Genomic DNA, 18,399 nt, shown 5'->3' with positions numbered 1-18,399 from the left:
GTTCGTGCATTTGCGGATTGGGCCAGGTGTCGCAGCTTCAGTCTCAAATCGAACCGGGACTGACGTACGTTCCTGGGGGGCGTAGTGTCCTCCGGATCAATCGTTGTCGTCCAGCCATTTGGTCGTCCGACCGAACGCGCCGCTGGCCTCTAGTGCTCAATGGGCCCTTTCGGCATGACCAAGGCTGTGCCGGCGGTAGTCGGGCGCTCGATCATGCGGCGGACGCGGGGCGGCTCGGCGCCGCTGTGCAGCGCCCTTACGCGCTCTCCGACGACGGCGTCGGCGTGGGTCGCCCGCTTGTTGTGGCGGATATATTCGAGCCATGTCGGCGTGTGGTAGTGCTCGATCCAGACGGATGGGTTCTCAAGGTCCCGCGCGAGCGTCCAGTTGCGGGCGCCGTCCCTGCGGCGGATGCGGCCGCGTTCGGCCATGGCGGCCAGGAATTCCGGCACGTCGTCGTCGCGGATGATGTACTCGATCATGATGGCGATGGGACCGCTGCGCAGCTTGAGGTCAAGCCCGAGATGCGGCTCCTTGAAGCGGTTCAGCGGATCGAGGTTGAGCACCGCATGCTGCGGCAGCGGCAAGAGCAGGCCTATGGCGCCGCCCGCCAGCATCGCCACGCTTGCCGCCATCAGCGCGGTTTCGGCGCCATGCGCATCGGCGACAACGCCCCAGATCCAGCTGCCGAGCGCGATGCCGCCGAAGGTCGCGGTCTGATAGACCGAGAGCACCCGGCCGACCACCCAGCGCGGCGTCGACATCTGCACCGTGACGTTGAAATGCGACAGCGCGAGCACCCAGCAGGCGCCGCCGACAAGCAGCCCGAGCGAGGTCTGCCAGGCATGGTGGCTGATGGCGGCATTGAAGGCGCAGAGCGCGAAACCGGCGAATGCCATGCGCACCATCGTCTCGCTGGATAGGAGCTGGCGCAGCCGGACGCTGATCAGCGCGCCGCCGACCGCGCCGATGCCGAAAGCGCCGAGCATGATGCCGTAGGTCAAGGCATCGCCCTTGACGACGTCGCGCGCCACCAGCGGCAGCAGCGCCAGGACCGCGCCGGCGCTGAAGCCGAACGCCGAACCCCTGACCAGCACCTTGCCGATATTGGGCGACATGGCGACATAGCGCAGGCCGGCGCCCATTGCCGCCCCCAAACTCTCACGCGGCAAGGTCGAGACCGGCAGTTCCGGCTTCCAGCGGGCAAGCACGATGATGAGGCCGATATAGCTCACCGCATTCGCGGCAAAGGCCGCGGCCGCACCTGCGGCGGCGACGATGATGCCGCCTATCGCCGGGCCGACGCTGCGCGTCAGGTTGAAGCCCAGCGAGTTGAGCGCGACGGCCGCCGGCAGCTTGTTGCGCGGCACCATGTCGCCGACGGAAGCCTGCCAGGACGGGTTGTTGAGCGCCGTGCCGCTGTCGATCAGGAAGGTGAAGGCAAGCAGCGTCCACGGCGTTATCAGGCCAAGGTAGGTGAAGACGGTCAGCAGAGCCGAGACGACCAGCATGAAGGTCTGGGCAACCAGCATGACCTTGCGCCGGTTGAAACTGTCGGCGATGGCGCCGGCGACGAGCGCAAACAGCATGATCGGCAAAGTGGTCGAGGCCTGGACCAGCGCGACCTGATAGGACGAAGTAGCAATCGTCGTCATCATCCAGGCGGCGCCGACGCCCTGGATCAGACCGCCGAAATTCGAGACCAGGCTGGCCGACCAGACGGCGCGAAAAATCCCATGCCGGAACGGCGCCAGCGCCGAGACGCGTTCGCTGTCCGGCTCGTCGTCGATCATAAATGCTTTCCCGACTTCAAATGCGCTTCTTCCGGTGAATCGGTCCCCTCACACCGTCCCGTCAAAGTAGAACATCACATCGCAAAGGGCGAACGCATTCTCGAAAAAGATGATGGTCCAACAACAAGATAGCGGAAGGCGGAGCGGGTTAGCCGGCATCCCTGCAGGCTGTGTGAAGGGCTTCAGTGAGGTTCTCAATCTTTTGCCCGCCGACGTGAAGGCGCAGGAAAAGCTCCATGCCGACGAGCCGCAGCCTGGATGGCTCATCGCGCCTCGCCAGGTCGATGAGATCTTCAAGGGAGGATGCCGGCCATTTCATGACATCGCGCAAGAAGCCGCCGTGCAGAAGGGTTTGTGTGCCTGCGGTGAAATCGGACGACATGTCGAAGCCCATTTTCGCCGCATGGACGTTCTGGTGGGGAAGATGTTTTTCCGCGACTTTCTTCAGCAGCCATTTTCCGGTCTTCCTGCGATATTTTTGCTGTCTTGGCAGATGGATCGCGAAGTCGATCAGCCGGTTTTCGAGGAAAGGAACCCTGAGTTCCACCGAAGCCGCCATGCTCAGCCGGTCATGCCTGTGCAACAAGTCCTGCAGGTGCGAATAGAGATCGTAGAGGCAGCTTCCCAGAAAAGCGCGATCGGCCAGCGGTGTTACGGGCTCCAGCCGCTCGAAGATCTTCATCTGCAGGAAATTCAGCTCCGGCGCCAGCGCGCGCAGGACCATGTTGCGGTCCCGCCCATAGCCGTTTGCGAGTGACGTCCTGTAGGGAGCGTAGCGCAGCCGCTCGAATTTCCGGTCGAGCGAGCGCCTGGAGCGGAGCAGGCGCCCCGGCCATGACCAGGGGCGCCACATCCGCATGCTCGTCGCCTGCCAAAGGTAACCGCCAAAAAGCTCGTCGGCGCCTTCACCGGTGAGCAGCACCTTGACGCCATCGGCCCGGCACTGTTCGGCCAGCGCCAGCAGCCCGACCTGGCTGGCATGCCAGCCGTCGCTTTCCAGATGCCAGACCACCCTTGGCCAGAGTTCGAGGAACCGGTTCTTGTCGACCGGCACGCGGCGCAGGTTCACGCCGACATGGCGAGCGGTCCGCTCGGCGTTGGCAGCCTCGCTGCGGCCAAGTTTGGGGTCTACGACATAACCATGGATTTCCGGCCTGAAGCGTTTCGCCAGCGCGGTGATCAGGCCGGAATCGACGCCGCTGCTGCAAGCCGAGGCGATACTGGTGTCGGCGATGCAATGAAGCCCGACACTGTCCTCGAGAAGGGCCTGGAGCGTCGCCAGGTGCTCCGCGTCGGACGATATGTCGCCGGTGATGCGCGCCGGTTCAAGCACGTCGAGGACATGCCAGAAGCAGCGCTTCTCGATGCCGTCCCGGGTGATCTTCCAAAGGCCGGCCGGCGGCAGCCGCTCGATCCCGTCGAACAGGCTGTAGCTCGAATCGCGGCTCTGCCAGGCGAGGCGCAGCGTGAGCTCGCGTGCGTCGACATTACAGGGGAAACCGTCGCAGGCAAGGAGCGCCTTGTCCTCAGACGCGAAAATGAGGCGCTCGCCCGTCTCAGCCACCGACATCGGCTTGATGCCGAGGCGATCGCGGGTAAGCCACAGCGCTTCGTTGCGAGCGTCGAAATAGGCCAGCGAAAACATTCCGTCGAATTGCGGTACGGCTTTTTCGGGCCCCCAATGATGCAAGGCCTGGAGAACCACTTCGGCATCCGAGGCGGTTCGAAAGACCCTGCCTTCCGCCTCGAGGGTCTGGCGCAGCGCTCGGTAATTATAGACCTCGCCATTGTAGACCAGAACGCCTTGGCCACATGCGGTCAGCATCGGCTCGCGGGCGGCCGGCGACGGATCGATGATGGTAAGCCGCCGGTGACCCAAGGCGAGCCGGCCGTTGTTCCAGCTGTCATGGTCGTCCGGGCCGCGGTGCGCCAGCGCCTGCATCATGCGGGCTATATCGGACAGATCAAGCGCGCCGACCGGATTCCGCTTACGCCAGATGCCGGCTATTCCGCACATGGCCCGCCGCTCGGTCTTGCCTTGTTCATGGTCTTCCGAAAAATCATCGAGACGACACGCTGCTCACAATCCAGAGTCTGCAACTTTTCGGGATCATGCTCCAGCCGGAGCCTGCCCGGCCGCAACCTCGACGTTCACCGGTATTCTCAGCCGTTCATTGAATGCCGTCCCTGATTATCGCCGACACTTCGATCAACCCCTCGAAATTGTCCGTGCGGCCCTGGCTGATATCCTCGGTCTCGCGCAGCAGCCACAGGCCAACGGAGAGGAGGTTGGTACGCAATTCCCTGGGCAAGGCATTGTCACTGGAGCCAAGATCCTCGACGAAGGCTGTCCAGACGCTGTTGGTGAAATGCAGCGCTTCGATCGCTTCCGTCGAGCCGTGGCCGGCGAGTGCGGCGGCCGACAGCATATTGATGGAGCGGGTGAGAAGGTGCCTTTCGCGGTTCCTTACTTCGGCCACGGAACCGTTCGGGATGTCGGCGTGGGAGAATTGATACATCGTTGGCGCTCTATCGTTCCGTTGGGAGTTGTCGCGTCAGGTTCATTGCCGCAGACTCGATGCTGATGCCCGGCTGCTGGTGTCGCCCAGCGGCCTGACCCGAATACGCATCACTTTCACGAAGGCACACGCAAAGACACGGGACCGCGTCCAATCGGACCCTTTCAGGGAACGCGAAGCTATCCGCATCCGGCCCCGGAATGGCTCCGAGGCATAAGACTTTGGGTGTTCGCCGCGCCCCCCGAGGAACGGCTGATTCGGGTACAATCTAGCCGCAGACGAATCCGACTTCAAACGCGATTTAACACAGCGGGTTCTTGTGGGTTCACGGCTGACCGAACGGCTGATCGCGAGCCGGTGGGTTTCTTCCTACCGGTCCTCGAAGCCGGTCAGCACACCGACGGCGTTGACGCCGATCTCCTCGACGGCATAGCCGCCTTCCATGACAAACAGCGTTGGCAAGCCAAGCCTGGCGATGCGGCGGCCGATCTTGGGATAGTCGGCGCTTTTCAGCTTGAACTGGCTGATCGGGTCCTTCTCGAAGGTGTCGACGCCGAGCGAGACGACGACGACATCGGGTGCGTAAGCGGTCAGCTTCGCACAGCCATCTTCCAGCGAGGCGTTCCAGCCATCCCATGAGGTGCCGAACGGCATGGGATAGTTGAGGTTGAAGCCTTCGCCGGGGCCGGCGCCGCGCTCGTCGGCATGGCCGAGGAAGAACGGATATTCGGTCATCGGATCGGCATGCAGGTTGATGACCTGGATGTCGCCGCGGCTATAGAAGATCTCCTGCGTGCCGTTGCCGTGATGGTAGTCGACATCGAGGATCGAGACACGCCTGGCGCCCTGGTCGCGAAACCATTGCGCAACGACGGCAGCGTTGTTGATGAAGCAATAGCCGCCCATGAAGGCCGCACCTGCATGGTGTCCAGGCGGTCGGCAGAGCGCGAAGGCCGACGGCTCGCCGGCCTTGACCAGGGCCGCCGCCGTCAGCGCCACGTCAAAGGAGGACTTGATCGCCTCCCAGGTGCCTTTGACGAAAGTCGCGCCGCCGTCGAAGGAGTAGAAGCCAAGCTGTGCGTCGATGGTTCTCGGGCGCACATCACCGCGCAGGCCGCGCGTCGGCCAGGTGAAGGGCATCGCCGAACCGGTCCGGCCCGATGCTTCCCAGAGCGGCCACACCGTCGGCAGGAAATCGATGTAATCGCCCGAATGCACCTTTTTCACGGCAGCCAGATCGTGGCTCTCTGGCGGCAGGATCGGGCCGAGCTTCTCGCTTTCCACGCGGGCCTTGATGAACTCCGCGCGCGACGGCTTTTCGAAGGCGGGCACAATGGCACCCGAAATCAGTTCCACATTGCCGGCGTGGCCGGCGTGAAGCGGCGAAAAAACAGTCTTCATGAAAATCCTTCCGTGGCGAAACGGAGCGACCGTAACCATGTGGCGCTATCTTTCACAAGTCGCTGGGCCAAGCGGCTACGGCTTGCTGGCACGGTGGCTGGTCGTCTAGCGTGCCGGAATTGCAGTCAACCCGCAGGCAATCATGAGTTCAACCGCCGATCTGATCGTCATCAATGGCCGCGTTTTGACCATGGATGAGGACGACCCGGTGGCTGAGGCGGTTGCGATCGGCGGTGGCGTGATCCTAGCGGTCGGCGAGCGCAAAAAGATCGAGGCCCTGAGGGGCTCCTCCACCAGGATTGTCGATGCGCAGGGTGGCTCGGTCGTGCCGGGCTTCATCGAAGCGCATATGCATCTGTTTTCGGGCGCGGCTGAACTTGCCCATCTGCAACTCGCCGGCGTTGCCGGTTTCGATGCGCTGCAAAAAGCGATCCGCGCCTATGCGCAATCCCGGCCTGACGCAAGAATGCTGGTCGGGCAAGGCGTCGACTATACCGTGCTCGGCTCCGAGCGCGTGACGCGCCATCATCTCGACGCCATCCTGCCCGATCGCCCCTTCTGCATGGCGGCGCCCGACCATCACACGATGTGGGCCAACACCAGGGCGCTGGAGATGGCCGGCATCCTGCAGGGGCGTGTGCTCGGTCCAGGCAACGAGATCGTCATGGGTGCCGATGGGCTGGCCGAAGGCGAATTGCGCGAGGGCGAGGCGTTCGGTCCGGTGCTCGATCTTGCCGGCGAAAGCCGGGTCCGGTTGGGGCTGGCGACCGGAGGCGAGCCGGATCCGATGCCGACGCCGGCCGAACGCGCGGCCGATCGCGACATCATGCGGTGCGGGCTCGCCTGGTGCGCGCGTCACGGCATCACCTCGATCCAGAACATGGACGGCAATCTTTACCAGCTCGAACTGCTTGCCGAGATCGAAGCCGAGGAAGGCCTGCCCTGTCGTGTGAAGGTGCCGTTCCACTACAAGAACTTCATGACGCATGACATGCTCGACAAGGCGTCGGTCATGACCGAACGCTATCAGGGCGAATGGCTGTCGTCGGGCATGGTCAAGGTGTTCTATGACGGCGTGCTCGATTCATGGACGGCTGTCATGGTCGAACCCTATGCCGATCGGCCGGATTGGGTGGGCGAGCCGCTGTTCACACCGCAACAGTTCGCCGACCTCGCCGTGGCGGTTGACAAGCGTGGGTTGCAGATCGCGGTGCACGCGATCGGCGACGGCGCGGTGCGCGCCGTGCTCGACGGCTATGAAGCGGCGATCACGAAAAATGGCGGACGCGACAGCCGGCATCGAATCGAGCACATCGAAGTCATTACCGCTGCCGACGTGCCGCGTTTCGCCGAGCTAGGCGTCATAGCATCCATGCAGCCGCCGCATCCGCCGGGCGCGATGGACTTTCCCCTGGAGCCGACCATATCGCGCATCGGGCCTGCGCGCTGGCCGTTGAGCTATGCCTGGCGGACGCTGAAGAATGCCGGCGCGCGCGTCGTCTTTGCTTCGGACTGGCCAGTGGCGCCGATCGATCCGATCCTAGGCATGCAGGCGGCGATCTTGCGCAAACCTTGGGCAGAAGGCGATCCCGACCAGAGTTTCTCGCTGCATGAAGCGCTCGCCGGCTACACGATCGAGGGCGCCCATGCGGAATTCACAGAACATCGCAAGGGCCGCCTGAAGTCAGGCTACCTCGCCGATCTGGTGGTGCTCTCCGCCGATATCGAGACGACCGAGTCGGAAGCGCTGGATAGGGTACGGCCGGTGACGACCATCTGTGGCGGCAAGCTCACTTATCAGGCATGATGGTGGCACGGGAATTGCGTTCTGAATCGGGATTCAGATGTATGCTTGCCAAGCTATGCGCCGTGTGCTGACAATTGAGTGGGAACTGGATCCGCCTGAAGAGCGGACGCAAGAATGGGGTAATCGTGCCGGAACAACCGGGTAAAAGTGCAATTGACGTTCGTGGCGTCCGCAAGGTATTCGGTACCGGGGAGTCACAGGTCGCCGCTCTCGACACGGTTTCGGTGTCGATCCGCGAAAATGAGTTCTTCACGCTGCTCGGGCCCTCCGGCTGCGGAAAGACGACGCTGCTTCGGCTGATCGCCGGATTCGATTTCCCGAGCGCCGGCGAGATACTGCTGCATGGCCAGGACATCGCGTCGCTGCCGCCGTTCAAGCGGCCGGTCAACACCGTGTTCCAGTCCTACGCGCTGTTTCCGCACATGACGGTGGCCGAAAATATCGGCTTCGGCCTGGAGATGCTCGGCAAGCCGAAGGCCGAGATCAAGGCGCGCGTCGCCGAGATGCTGAAGCTGGTCAAGATGGAGGCGCTGAGGGGCCGTCGCACCAGCCAGATCTCCGGCGGCCAGCAGCAGCGCGTGGCGCTGGCGCGGGCACTGGCGCCGCAGCCGAAGGTGCTGTTGCTCGACGAGCCGTTGTCGGCGCTCGACTTCAAGCTGCGCAAGGAGATGCAGATCGAGTTGAAGCGGCTGCAGCACGAGACCGGCATCACCTTCATCTTCGTCACCCACGACCAGGAGGAAGCGCTGACGATGTCCGACCGTATCGCAGTGATGTCGTCGGGCAAGATCCTGCAGGTTGGCACGCCCTGGGATATCTACGACAAGCCGGCGGAGCGTTTCGTCGCCGACTTCATCGGCGAGACCAATTTCCTGACCGCTGCCATCGCCAGTATCGGCAAGGGTAAGGTGCGCGCGACGCTCAAATCCGGTGCGACGATCGAAGCAACCGTGGCCGAAGGCTTTCAGCCGAAGGACAATGCTACCGTGGTGGTCAGGCCCGAACATGCCAAGCTGACCAGCGGCAAGGGCGACCTGTCGGGCACCGTCGAAAACATCGTCTATTTCGGCACCGACACGCACATCCATGTTCGCCTGGACAGCAGCGAGGCCTTCACTGTGCGCCAGCAGAACACGCGCAGCGCAGGCTGCGGTTTCGAGCGGGGAGACAAGGTCGGCATTTCGATCGGCAACGATGCCGCACAAGTGCTGAGGGACTGATGGCGAGCGCGGAAGAAGTCGCCAAGGAAGCCGAACGCAGAGATATCCGCGATCGGTGGCTGCTGTCGGCGCCGGCACTGATCATCATCTTTCTGGCCGCGACCGGCCCGCTGCTGATCGTCGTGATCTATTCCTTCCTGACGCCGGGGCCCTATGGCGGCGTGGTGTGGAAATTCTCCACCGATGGCTGGCTGTCGGTGCTGATGCAGCGCGACATCTTCGACGACACTCTGGCCTTCGCCGATGCGCATTTGTCGATCTTCTGGCGTTCGATAAGCCTGTCGTTCTACACCACCGTGCTGACGTTGTTCTTCGGCTTCCCCACAGCCTATTTCATCGCCACGCGACCGCCTAAGACGCGCGAGGTCTGGGTTTTCCTCGTCACCATTCCGTTCTGGACGAATCTCCTGATCCGCACCTTCGCCATGCAGCAGGTGATCCGCAACGAAGGGCTGGTCAACACGGCGCTGATGGCGCTCGGCATCATCAAGCAACCGCTGCAGATCATGAATACCGACGCCGCCATCTTGCTGGGCATGATCTATGTCTACCTGCCTCTGATGGTGCTGCCGATCTACGCCTCGATGGAGAAGCTCGACTTCCGGCTGGTCGAGGCAGGATATGACCTCTACGCCGGTCGCTGGCAGGTTCTGCGCCGCATCATCTTCCCGTTGATCAAGCCCGGCGTCATAGCCGGCTCGATACTGGTCTTCATTCCCTCGCTTGGCGCCTATGTCATTCCGAGGGTGCTGGGCGGCGGCAAGAACATGATGCTCGGCAACCTGATCGAACTTCAGTTCGGCGCGGGCCGTAACTGGCCGCTTGGCGCGGCCATCTCAATTACGCTCATGGTGCTGGTGATGATCGCGCTCCTGTTCTACGTGCGCAACGCATCCGGGTCGGAGGGCGCCCATGGCTAAGCGTCCGTTCGACATCCAGGCGCAACCCGGCTTCGGGTTCATGGCGCTTCTGACCTTCTTCGCGCTCTATCTGCCGATCGCGGCGCTCGTCACCTATTCGTTCAACGCGGCGGATTCGCTTTCGCGCTGGGATGGCGTCTCACTGCGCTGGTTTATTTCGGCCTGGCACAATTCGGCTGTGCAGGACGCCTCCGTCCGCTCGCTCGTGCTGGCGGTCTCGGCCGCCGCGCTGTCGACGATCGCCGCCACTATGGCTGCTCTGGCCACGACTCGCACGCGGTCCTATCCCGGCCTTACCTTCAAATACGCCTTCATCAACCAGCCGCTGATGGTGCCGGAGATAGTCACCGGCGTCGCGCTCCTGATCGTGTTCTCGCGCATCAAGGTCTGGACCGGTTACTCAGGACTCGGTTACCTGATCGCCGCGCACACCGCCTTCTGCATCCCGTTCGCTTACCTGCCGATCCGGGCGCGGCTGGACAGCATGGACCTGACGCTGGAGCGCGCAGCCGCCGACCTATACGCCACGCCCTGGAAAGCCTTCCGTTTCGTGACGCTGCCGCTCTTGAGGCCGGCCATCATCGCGGGCTTCATGCTCGCCTTCGTTATTTCGCTCGACGATGTGGTCATCACCGAATTCGTCAAGTCCGGCGGCCAGGATACGCTGCCCACCTACATGCTCGGCCAGTTGCGGCGCGAAACGAGCCCGGAAATCAATGCGATCGCCACGGTATTCCTGGCGCTGTCGGTGGTGCTCGTAACCGCGTTCTACTTCGTCAATCGGCGCAAGCCATAACCAACGATTGCCAAACGGGAGAATAGCAATGAGATGGAAGACCACGGCTGCCACGGCGGTACTCGCGATGTTTGCCTTTGCGGGCAGCGCGTATGCGGAAGGCGAACTCAACATCTTTAATTGGGGCGACTACACTAGCGCCGAGATGATCAAGAAGTTCGAGGATACCTATAAGGTCAAGGTGACGACCACCGACTACGACTCCAACGACACCGCGCTAGCAAAGGTACGCGCCGGTGGTCATGGCTTCGACATTGTGGTGCCGTCGGCCAACTACGTGCCGATCTGGGTGAAGGAAGGGCTTCTGCTTGAGGCCCGGCCCGACCAGATGGAGAACTTCAAGAATGTCGACGAGCGCTGGGTGAACGTTCCCTGGGATCCGGGCCGTCATTATACGGTTCCGTGGCAGTGGGGCGTGACCGGCATCGGCGTCAACACAAAGGTCTATGACGGCGACATCAACACCTCGGCCATCTTCCTCGATCCGCCGAAGGAACTGGTTGGCAAGATCAATGTCGCGCCGGAAATGAACGACGTGCTGTTCGCCACCATCAAGTATCTGGGCGGCAACTGGTGCACGGACGACAAGGAATTGCTCAAGAAAGTGCGCGACAAGCTGGTGGAGGCCAAACCGAAATGGCTGGCCATGGATTATAGCGTGACCGAGAAGCTACCGGCCGGCGACTATTCGGCCGTCTACTACTGGAACGGCGCCATCATGCGCTCGCGCATCAAGAACCCCGACATCAAGTTCGGCTACCCGAAGGAGGGCTTCCCCTTTTTCATGGACAGTGTTGCCATCCTCAAGGATGCCAAGAATGTCGACAACGCCAAGCTGTTCATGAACTTCATCATGGATCCCGAGAACGCCGCCATGATCTCCGCCTTCGCCAAATATGCCAATGGCATCAAGGGCTCGAAGGCATTCATGCCAGCCGACATGAAGGATGCGCCCGAACTGGTGGTACCGCCAGAACTGGAGAAAGCGGGCGAGTTCCTCACCCCTTGCTCGCCCGAGGTGCAGCAACTCTACACGCGCATCTGGACGGACGTTCAGAAATAGCGGCACTCCGCCTTCTTCCGCGCGAGCGGGAAGACGGCGGGTCAAGGGCCGGATGAGGGGTAGCGCTGAATTCGCAGCGTTCGCGCCGCCCCTCACCTGGCCTGCCGGCACTGCCCTTCGCCATGGCGTCGGGCGTTCGTCACTCGAAAGGCCCAATCGGGGGCTTTTTCGTCCGCTGTGCAGACCGCTCCTCATCCAAGTGAACGGAAGAGCGGCATGCGGCGGCAGGGAAATTCTCATGCAGTCATACCGCAACAGCGAACCGGTGCCGCCGATCATGCATGGCTCGCCGCCCAAGATGGTGCCTCCGAAGCTCGACTGGGACAGGGGCCCCTGGAACCGGTGGGCGTTCCAGCACATCCGCGAAATTCTGCCGACCGTCGAGGTCTGGCGCGGCAACGGTCATCGCCGCCGGCTCGAGCGGGACGAGGTCGATCTCGATCAGCTGCCGGTCAGCGACAGTACCGGGGCGCCGACGACGCTGGCCGGGCTGCTCGATGAAACCTACACGGACGGCTTCCTGGTGCTCCGCGACGGCAAGGTCGCCTATGAGCACTATTTCAACGGCATGACCGAGCGCACCCTGCATTTGTCGCAGTCGATGGCGAAGTCGGTCACCGCATCTGTATTCGGTATATTGGTCGGGCGCGGCCTGATCGATCCGACCTTGCCGGTGACGACCTATCTGCCGGAGCTTGCCGCAACAGGCTGGGCGGGCGCCAGCGTGCAGCATGTGCTCGACATGACGAGCGGGGTGCGTTTTTCCGAGGAATATACCGATCCCTCTTCCGACGTCGGCCAGGTCGACGTCGCCTCCGGCTGGAAGCCGGTGCCGCCAGGCAGCGATCCGGCTTTCCGGTGGCCATCGCACATGTTCGAATTGATCCTAGGACTCAAGGAGACAAGCCGGCCACACGGTGCTGCCTTCGAATATCGCTCGATCGAGACCGACGTGCTGGCCTTCATCATGGAGCGGGTGAGCGGCAAGCGGCTGCCGCAACTGATTTCCGAAGAACTCTGGCAAAAGCTCGGCGCCGACGAAAGCGCCTGCTTCACCGTCGACAGTGCCGGCTATGCGCTGGCCGATGGCGGCTTCAACGCCACGCTGCGCGACTATGGTCGCTTCGGCCAGCTGATCCTCGACAATGGCGGCGGCGTGGTGCCGTCCGACTGGATCGAGGCGACGCGCAACGGCAGGCACGGGCCGGATTTCAACGACAGCCTGCCGGAAGGCAGCTACCGCAACCAGTTCTGGATCGAGGATCCGCGCTCGCGCGCGCTGATGTGCCGGGGCGTGTTCGGGCAATTGATCCATATCGATTGGAACGCGAGAATTGTCATGGTGAAGCTTTCGACCTATCCGGATTTCAGCAACATCGCTTATTCGGTGGCGACGCTGAAGGCCGTGCACGCCATCGCCAAGGCGTTGGCCTGAGTCTCAGACAAAGAAATCCGGAAGGACCATCATGACCGGTAAGACCGCGTTCGAGACAAGATATGGCTTTGCCCGCGACCAGGTGCTGCTTTCCAATTGGCGGGAAAGTCCGTTCAGCCGATGGTCGTTCCAGAATGTCGGCGAGCTGGTGCCGAGCGCGCCGGTTGCAGCGACTGCGGGTGGAGGCGAGGCGCCGGCGCAAGATTTGACAGGGCTGCTCGGCGAGAAGGTCGCCTTGGCGGGCGGACCGGAGAGCGTTGCCGCTTTCCTGAAGCGCTCCAATACCGACGGGCTGACGATCATGAAAGGCGGCAGGATCGTCGGCGACTGGTTCGCGCCGCATATGGATTTCGGCGCCGGCCATATCGTCTTCTCGATCAGCAAGTCGCTCACCGCTATTGTCGCCGGCATATTGGAGGGCGAGGGGATTTTCGATCCGGACGCTCCGGTGACGCAGTACATCCCGGAAGCCACCGGCTCGGCCTACGGTGAGGCCCGTGTGCGACATGTGCTCGACATGAGCGTCAGCCTCGATTTCGAGGAGGCCTATCTCGACCCGGAAAGCGCCTTTGCCCGCTATCGGCGCGCGACGCTGTGGAACCCGGGTGGCGGCAATGAAAGCCTGGCTGCCTTCATCCTGACGCTGCCACGTCTCGCCGAGCCGCACGGCCAGACCTTTCGCTACCGCTCGCCCAATTCCGACCTGCTCGGCATCCTCGTCGAACGCGCGTCCGGTCAACGCTTCCCCGAGCTGATGCGCGAGAAATTGTGGTGGCCGCTCGGTGCGGTGAGCGACGCTTCGGTCACGGTCGATATGGAAGGCACCGCGCGCGCCGCCGGCGGCGTTTCGGTGACGCCGCGCGACCTCGCCCGTGTCGGCGAGATGATGCGGCAAGGCGGTACGGCCAATGGTCGCCGCGTCGTGCCGGAAGCCTGGGTGCGCGACACTGTCGAAACAGGCGGCAGTTCCGAAGCCTGGCGGCGCGGCACGATGGCGTTCCTGTTTCCGCGGGGTCGCTACCGCAACAAATGGTACCAGACGGGCGCTGAAACCGGCGCCTTCTGCGGCATCGGCATTCATGGCCAGTGGCTCTATGTTGATCCAAAGGCCGAGGTCGTTATTGCAAAGATGTCGTCGCAGCCGCTGCCGGTCGACGATCCACTCGACCTCGATATGGTGGCCTTTTTCGAGGCGCTGAGCCGAATGGTCTTACTCTGACGGGCAGCCTGGCAGCACAGCTTTCCTGTGGACCCGCCGCGTTGGTGAAAACGTCGCGGTTGGCGCAGCCATTGTCTGCGCCTATGGTCGCCGCTCTTTTCGGCACAGCGGCAGGAATGACATGGCATCCGACATCAAGCGCATTGCAACGATCATTGCGGCCGAGATCGGTGCCCGGCCCGAGCAGGCCGCAGCGGCGATCGGCCTGCTCGACGAGGGCGCGACGGTGCCGTTCGTGGCGCGCTACCGCAAGGAGGTGACCGGCGGGCTCGACGATACGCAATTGCGCGACCTTGCCGAGCGGCTCGCCTATCTGCGCGAACTCGACGCGCGCCGCGACACCATCCTCGGCTCGATCCGCGAGCAGGGCAAGCTGACCGAAGAGCTTGAAGCCAAGATCGCTGCGGCGGTCACCAAGGCGGAACTCGAGGACATCTATCTGCCCTACAAGCCAAAGCGCCGGACCAAGGCCGAGATCGCGCGTGAGCGTGGGCTGGGACCGCTGGCCGAGGCCATCCTCGCCGACCGCGCATTGGCGCCGGCGGAACTGGCGCTGGCCTATGTCGGCAACGAGATTGCCGACGCCAAGGCGGCGCTCGAAGGCGCGCGCGACATCCTCTCCGAGCAGTTCGCCGAGAATGCCGATCTGGTCGGCAAGCTGCGGAGCTACATGAAGGAACGCGCCTTCCTGCGCGCCCGCGTCGTCGATGGCAAGCAGGAGGCCGGCGCCAAATTCTCCGACTATTTCGACCATGTCGAGCGTTGGGCCACTGTGCCCGGCCATCGCGCGCTGGCGATGCTGCGCGGCCGCAATGAAGAGGTGCTGGCGCTCGACATCGAGGTCGATGCCGACGACGCTTCGCCGGTGAAGCCCGTCGAGCGCATGATCGCCAATGCCTATGCCATTGGCGGCAGCCTGCCGGGCGACCGTTGGCTGATGGAGGTGGCGGGCTGGACCTGGCGCATCAAGCTGTCGTTGCACCTGACGCTCGACCTGATGCGCGACCTGCGCGAGCGGGCCGAGGAGGAGGCAATCCATGTCTTCGCCCGCAATCTGAAGGATTTGCTGCTGGCAGCACCCGCCGGCTCGCGCGCCACGATGGGGCTCGACCCCGGCATCCGCACCGGCGTCAAGGTGGCGGTGGTCGACGGCACCGGCAAGCTGGTGACGACGACGACGGTCTATCCGTTCCCGCCGCGCAACGATGTGCGCGGGACGCAGGCCGAACTGGCGAAGCTCATCCGCCTGCACAAGGTCGAACTGATCTCGATCGGCAACGGCACCGGCAGCCGCGAGACGGAAAGGCTGGTCGCCGACATGCTGTCAGACATGCCGGGGGATGCCGGTCCCAAGCCGCTCAAAGTGATCGTCAGCGAGGCGGGCGCGTCTGTCTATTCGGCCTCAGCGACCGCGGCGGCGGAATTTCCCGGTCTCGACGTGTCGCTGCGCGGCGCCGTGTCGATCGCCCGGCGGCTGCAGGATCCGCTCGCCGAACTGGTCAAGATCGAACCGAAATCGATCGGCGTCGGCCAGTATCAGCACGACGTCGACCAGTACCGGCTCGGCCGCTCGCTGGAGGCGGTGGTGGAGGATGCGGTCAATGCCGTCGGCGTCGACCTCAACACGGCATCGGCGCCGCTGCTGGCACGCGTGTCAGGTCTTGGCGCATCGCTGGCCGAAGCGATCGTTGCGCATCGCGATGCCACCGGACCTTTCGCCAGCAGGAAGGATCTTCTCAAAGTCTCTCGCCTTGGACCTCGCGCGTTCGAGCAATGCGCCGGCTTCCTGCGCATTCCGAATGGCAGCGAACCGCTTGATGCATCGGCGGTACATCCGGAAGCCTATGGCGTGGCCGAGAAGATCGTCACCGCCTGTGGCCGCGATGTGCGCTCGCTGATGGGCGATAGTGCTGCGCTGAAGGCGCTCGATCCGCGCGTTTTCGTCGATGAGCGCTTCGGCCTGCCGACGGTGCGCGACATCCTGGCGGAGCTGGAAAAACCCGGCCGCGATCCGCGTCCCGGTTTCAAGACGGCAACCTTCGCCGACGGCGTCGACGACATCAAGGATTTGAAGCCCGGCATGCTGCTCGAAGGCACCGTCACCAATGTCGCGGCCTTCGGCGCCTTTGTCGATATCGGCGTGCACCAGGATGGGCTGGTGCATGTCTCGCAACTCGCCGACCGTTTCGTCAAGGACGCGCATGAGGTGGTCAAGGCCGGCGACGTGGTCAAGGTGCGTGTCGTCGAAGTCGACATCAAGCGCAAGCGCATCGGTCTGTCGATGCGCAGGGATGGTGACGGTGGTGCTTCGAGAGGCGGGCCACGCGACAATGGTGGCAAACCCGTGCCGCGTTCGCCGGCACCACAGCGTCAGCCGGAGCGGCCGGCGCAGCAAGGCGCGTTCGGCGCCGCACTGGCCGAAGCGTTGAAGCGGAAATAGCCGGAAGACGTCTCGAAGCGATGCGGCACTGTCCTTGCAAACGGTAGTAAGGCTGCCTACCATGTGTACGTAAGGAGACCATACGGTATGGCGAATGTCGAGAAAGTGAGTGTTGCCCTCACCCCTGAAATGGCAACGATGATGCGCGAGGTTGTCGCGGCGGGCGAATACGCTTCTGCGAGTGAAGTGATGCGTGAGGCGTTGCGCGATTGGAAGTTTCGCCGGACGCAGCGTGATCAGGCTATCAACGAATTGGGCCGGCTATGGGATGAAGGCATGGCAAGCGGCGCCGCGGTCGATGGCAGCCAAGCGTTCGCCCGGATCAAAAGCAAGCTCGATGCGAGAATAGCCGAACGCAAGGCGTGATGACGCTGCGCTTACGGCCAGAAGCTGAGAGGGACATCGAGGCTATCGCGCTCTATATCGCCGAAGATAGCCCGTCAGCGGCATTACGCTGGTACGAGGAAATATACGCCCATTGCCAACGCATCGCCGACATGCCGGGAATGGGTGTTGCGCGGCCGGACGTGCGAGCGGATTTACGCACGTTCCCTGCAGGAAATTACCTCATCCTCTATCGCCAGATCGAGGACGGCGCGGAGATCGTGCGCGTCGTTCATGGCGCGCGGCAGTGGCAAGAATTGCTGTAGCTGGATGGGTTTGAGCGGAGGCGGGTTGTTTTCTTGCCCGGCGCAACGAAAAGTCAGCTGGCGATGGGTTCGAGCCGATTGGCGTTGGCTGCTTCCGCCTCGCCATGGGGAGGGGATGCAGAACTGCGGCCACGGCCATATTGCCGTGGCGAACAGCCCATGATCCGCTTGAACGCCGTGCTGAAGGCGCTTTCGGATTCGTAGCCGAGCGAGAGCGCGATGACGGAAACGGGATCGCTGGAATTCGCCAGCCTGTCGCCTGCCAGCAGCATTCGCCAGCGTGTCAGATAGTCCATGGCCGATGTGCCGACCATTTTCTTGAATTTCAGGGCAAAGGTCGATCGCGACATGCCAACGCGCTCTCCCAGTTCCTGCAATGTCCAGCCATGCGCCGGATCGTCGTGCATGGCGCTGATCGCAGCACCCATCTGCCTGTCGGCCAGGGCGAAGAGCCAGCCGACCCGCAACCCTTCCGCCATATGCAGCCGCAGGGCCTCGATCAGGATCATGTGGGCAAGATGTTCCACCACCAGAAAACCGCCCGGTTGCGGCTCGCGCAGTTCCTGCATCATTCGCTCGACGGGCCAGCGCAAGGCGGACCGGTCGGATTCCCGGCGGATATGCACGATGGGCGGCAGCATGCGCAACAGGATGCCGGCATGGTCGCCGGAAAGGGCAAAGCGGCTGCTGACGAGAAGAAAATCGCCGCCGCCATTGTACGCGGTGACGCCACCGGTGCGGGCGGGCGAAAAGATGGTGCGGGCATCGACCGGCGGCAAATTCAAGTCGCTGGCAAGACGGAAAGGCCGCCCGCGCGGCAGCAGGAAGCAGTCGCCCGTGTCCAGGCGCACCGCGTCGGACACACCCTCCATCGACAGCCAGCACTGGCCGGAGACCACCGCGCCGCATTTGATGGCTGCCTGCTGGTCGGGGAACTGGATCGACCAGTCCCCACCTGCCTCCAGGCCAGCGGACAAGTAATTGCGCGGCTTCAGCAGAGCCAGCACGTCTGAGAGTGGATCCATAGTCGTTCCAGGACGATTGCGAAGGTAATACGGACTTTACAGCATAGATCGTATTTCGTCGATCGCTTATCTCCTCCGCCAACGCGGCGGCCGATGCGGCCCTCGCACAAA

General features: G+C 63.1%; 15 protein-coding genes. 10 read left to right on the top strand and 5 right to left on the bottom strand.

The window, feature by feature from the left end; genetic code table 11:
• Positions 1 to 149: 149 nt before the first annotated feature.
• The 4 genes from CN311_RS04290 to CN311_RS04275 form a co-directional block, all read right to left on the bottom strand.
• On the bottom strand, positions 150 to 1,793 hold the full coding sequence (locus tag CN311_RS04290) for an MFS transporter (RefSeq protein WP_097572154.1): 1,644 nt from the start codon (positions 1,791 to 1,793) through the stop codon (positions 150 to 152).
• Positions 1,794 to 1,941: 148 nt separating this feature from the next.
• A complete protein-coding gene (gene asnB / locus CN311_RS04285; RefSeq protein WP_097572153.1) occupies positions 1,942 to 3,810 on the bottom strand; it encodes an asparagine synthase (glutamine-hydrolyzing) in 1,869 nt (622 codons plus the stop codon).
• Between the two features lie 154 nt (positions 3,811 to 3,964).
• Complete coding sequence (gene flaF, locus CN311_RS04280) at positions 3,965 to 4,312, bottom strand: flagellar biosynthesis regulator FlaF (protein ID WP_097572152.1); 348 nt, start codon at positions 4,310 to 4,312, stop codon at positions 3,965 to 3,967.
• Positions 4,313 to 4,681: 369 nt separating this feature from the next.
• Complete coding sequence (locus CN311_RS04275) at positions 4,682 to 5,713, bottom strand: histone deacetylase family protein (protein ID WP_097572151.1); 1,032 nt, start codon at positions 5,711 to 5,713, stop codon at positions 4,682 to 4,684.
• A gap of 142 nt (positions 5,714 to 5,855) precedes the next feature.
• On the opposite strand from CN311_RS04275, the gene CN311_RS04270 reads away from it, so the two are divergent.
• The 10 genes from CN311_RS04270 to CN311_RS04225 all read left to right on the top strand — a co-directional run bounded on the left by CN311_RS04270 (position 5,856) and on the right by CN311_RS04225 (position 17,263).
• Positions 5,856 to 7,520: an amidohydrolase gene (locus CN311_RS04270; protein WP_097572150.1), complete on the top strand. Its 1,665-nt coding sequence runs from the start codon at positions 5,856 to 5,858 to the stop codon at positions 7,518 to 7,520.
• Positions 7,521 to 7,645: 125 nt separating this feature from the next.
• Positions 7,646 to 8,740, top strand: a complete 1,095-nt coding sequence (locus tag CN311_RS04265; protein ID WP_097572160.1) for an ABC transporter ATP-binding protein — start codon at positions 7,646 to 7,648, stop codon at positions 8,738 to 8,740.
• The gene (locus CN311_RS04260; protein WP_097572149.1) at positions 8,740 to 9,660 is read left to right on the top strand and encodes an ABC transporter permease; all 921 of its coding nucleotides are present in this window, start codon (positions 8,740 to 8,742) and stop codon (positions 9,658 to 9,660) included. The genes CN311_RS04265 and CN311_RS04260 overlap by 1 nt, the downstream gene beginning before the upstream one ends.
• Positions 9,653 to 10,456, top strand: a complete 804-nt coding sequence (locus tag CN311_RS04255) for an ABC transporter permease (RefSeq protein ID WP_097572148.1) — start codon at positions 9,653 to 9,655, stop codon at positions 10,454 to 10,456. Before CN311_RS04260 ends, CN311_RS04255 begins: the two co-directional genes overlap by 8 nt.
• Positions 10,457 to 10,484: 28 nt before the next feature.
• Positions 10,485 to 11,519 (top strand): ABC transporter substrate-binding protein, encoded by a 1,035-nt coding sequence (locus CN311_RS04250; protein WP_097572147.1) that lies wholly within the window; start codon positions 10,485 to 10,487, stop codon positions 11,517 to 11,519.
• 238 nt (positions 11,520 to 11,757) lie between these two features.
• A complete protein-coding gene (locus CN311_RS04245; protein ID WP_097572146.1) occupies positions 11,758 to 12,954 on the top strand; it encodes a serine hydrolase domain-containing protein in 1,197 nt (398 codons plus the stop codon).
• Positions 12,955 to 12,985: 31 nt separating this feature from the next.
• On the top strand, positions 12,986 to 14,173 hold the full coding sequence (locus CN311_RS04240; protein WP_097572145.1) for a serine hydrolase domain-containing protein: 1,188 nt from the start codon (positions 12,986 to 12,988) through the stop codon (positions 14,171 to 14,173).
• A gap of 121 nt (positions 14,174 to 14,294) precedes the next feature.
• Positions 14,295 to 16,613, top strand: a complete 2,319-nt coding sequence (locus tag CN311_RS04235; RefSeq protein ID WP_097572144.1) for a Tex family protein — start codon at positions 14,295 to 14,297, stop codon at positions 16,611 to 16,613.
• Positions 16,614 to 16,700: 87 nt separating this feature from the next.
• Positions 16,701 to 16,979, top strand: a complete 279-nt coding sequence (locus tag CN311_RS04230) for a type II toxin-antitoxin system ParD family antitoxin (RefSeq protein ID WP_097572143.1) — start codon at positions 16,701 to 16,703, stop codon at positions 16,977 to 16,979.
• Positions 16,979 to 17,263 carry a type II toxin-antitoxin system RelE/ParE family toxin gene (locus CN311_RS04225; protein WP_097572142.1) on the top strand — a complete coding sequence of 95 codons (285 nt, stop codon included), beginning with the start codon at positions 16,979 to 16,981 and terminating at the stop codon, positions 17,261 to 17,263. Before CN311_RS04230 ends, CN311_RS04225 begins: the two co-directional genes overlap by 1 nt.
• Positions 17,264 to 17,316: 53 nt before the next feature.
• Here the strand turns inward: CN311_RS04225 and CN311_RS04220 are convergent, their stop codons facing one another.
• The gene (locus CN311_RS04220; RefSeq protein ID WP_097572141.1) at positions 17,317 to 18,288 is read right to left on the bottom strand and encodes an AraC family transcriptional regulator; all 972 of its coding nucleotides are present in this window, start codon (positions 18,286 to 18,288) and stop codon (positions 17,317 to 17,319) included.
• Between the last annotated feature and the right edge of the window lie 111 nt (positions 18,289 to 18,399).

Origin of the sequence: Mesorhizobium sanjuanii, from assembly GCF_002529485.1 — a bacterium.
In the GTDB taxonomy this organism is placed as follows: Bacteria; Pseudomonadota; Alphaproteobacteria; order Rhizobiales; family Rhizobiaceae; genus Mesorhizobium; species Mesorhizobium sanjuanii.
This window is presented reverse-complemented; position numbering and strand designations above follow the sequence as displayed.

Coding starts and splice junctions, on each gene's coding strand:
- CN311_RS04255 (WP_097572148.1), top strand. CDS start 9,653: ATGGCTAAGCGTCCGTTCGACATCCAGGCGCAACCCGGCTTCGGGTTC.
- CN311_RS04225 (WP_097572142.1), top strand. CDS start 16,979: ATGACGCTGCGCTTACGGCCAGAAGCTGAGAGGGACATCGAGGCTATC.
- flaF (WP_097572152.1), bottom strand. CDS start 4,312: ATGTATCAATTCTCCCACGCCGACATCCCGAACGGTTCCGTGGCCGAA.
- CN311_RS04220 (WP_097572141.1), bottom strand. CDS start 18,288: ATGGATCCACTCTCAGACGTGCTGGCTCTGCTGAAGCCGCGCAATTAC.
- CN311_RS04240 (WP_097572145.1), top strand. CDS start 12,986: ATGACCGGTAAGACCGCGTTCGAGACAAGATATGGCTTTGCCCGCGAC.
- CN311_RS04235 (WP_097572144.1), top strand. CDS start 14,295: ATGGCATCCGACATCAAGCGCATTGCAACGATCATTGCGGCCGAGATC.
- CN311_RS04290 (WP_097572154.1), bottom strand. CDS start 1,793: ATGATCGACGACGAGCCGGACAGCGAACGCGTCTCGGCGCTGGCGCCG.
- CN311_RS04275 (WP_097572151.1), bottom strand. CDS start 5,713: ATGAAGACTGTTTTTTCGCCGCTTCACGCCGGCCACGCCGGCAATGTG.
- CN311_RS04250 (WP_097572147.1), top strand. CDS start 10,485: ATGAGATGGAAGACCACGGCTGCCACGGCGGTACTCGCGATGTTTGCC.
- CN311_RS04270 (WP_097572150.1), top strand. CDS start 5,856: ATGAGTTCAACCGCCGATCTGATCGTCATCAATGGCCGCGTTTTGACC.
- asnB (WP_097572153.1), bottom strand. CDS start 3,810: ATGTGCGGAATAGCCGGCATCTGGCGTAAGCGGAATCCGGTCGGCGCG.
- CN311_RS04260 (WP_097572149.1), top strand. CDS start 8,740: ATGGCGAGCGCGGAAGAAGTCGCCAAGGAAGCCGAACGCAGAGATATC.
- CN311_RS04245 (WP_097572146.1), top strand. CDS start 11,758: ATGCAGTCATACCGCAACAGCGAACCGGTGCCGCCGATCATGCATGGC.
- CN311_RS04230 (WP_097572143.1), top strand. CDS start 16,701: ATGGCGAATGTCGAGAAAGTGAGTGTTGCCCTCACCCCTGAAATGGCA.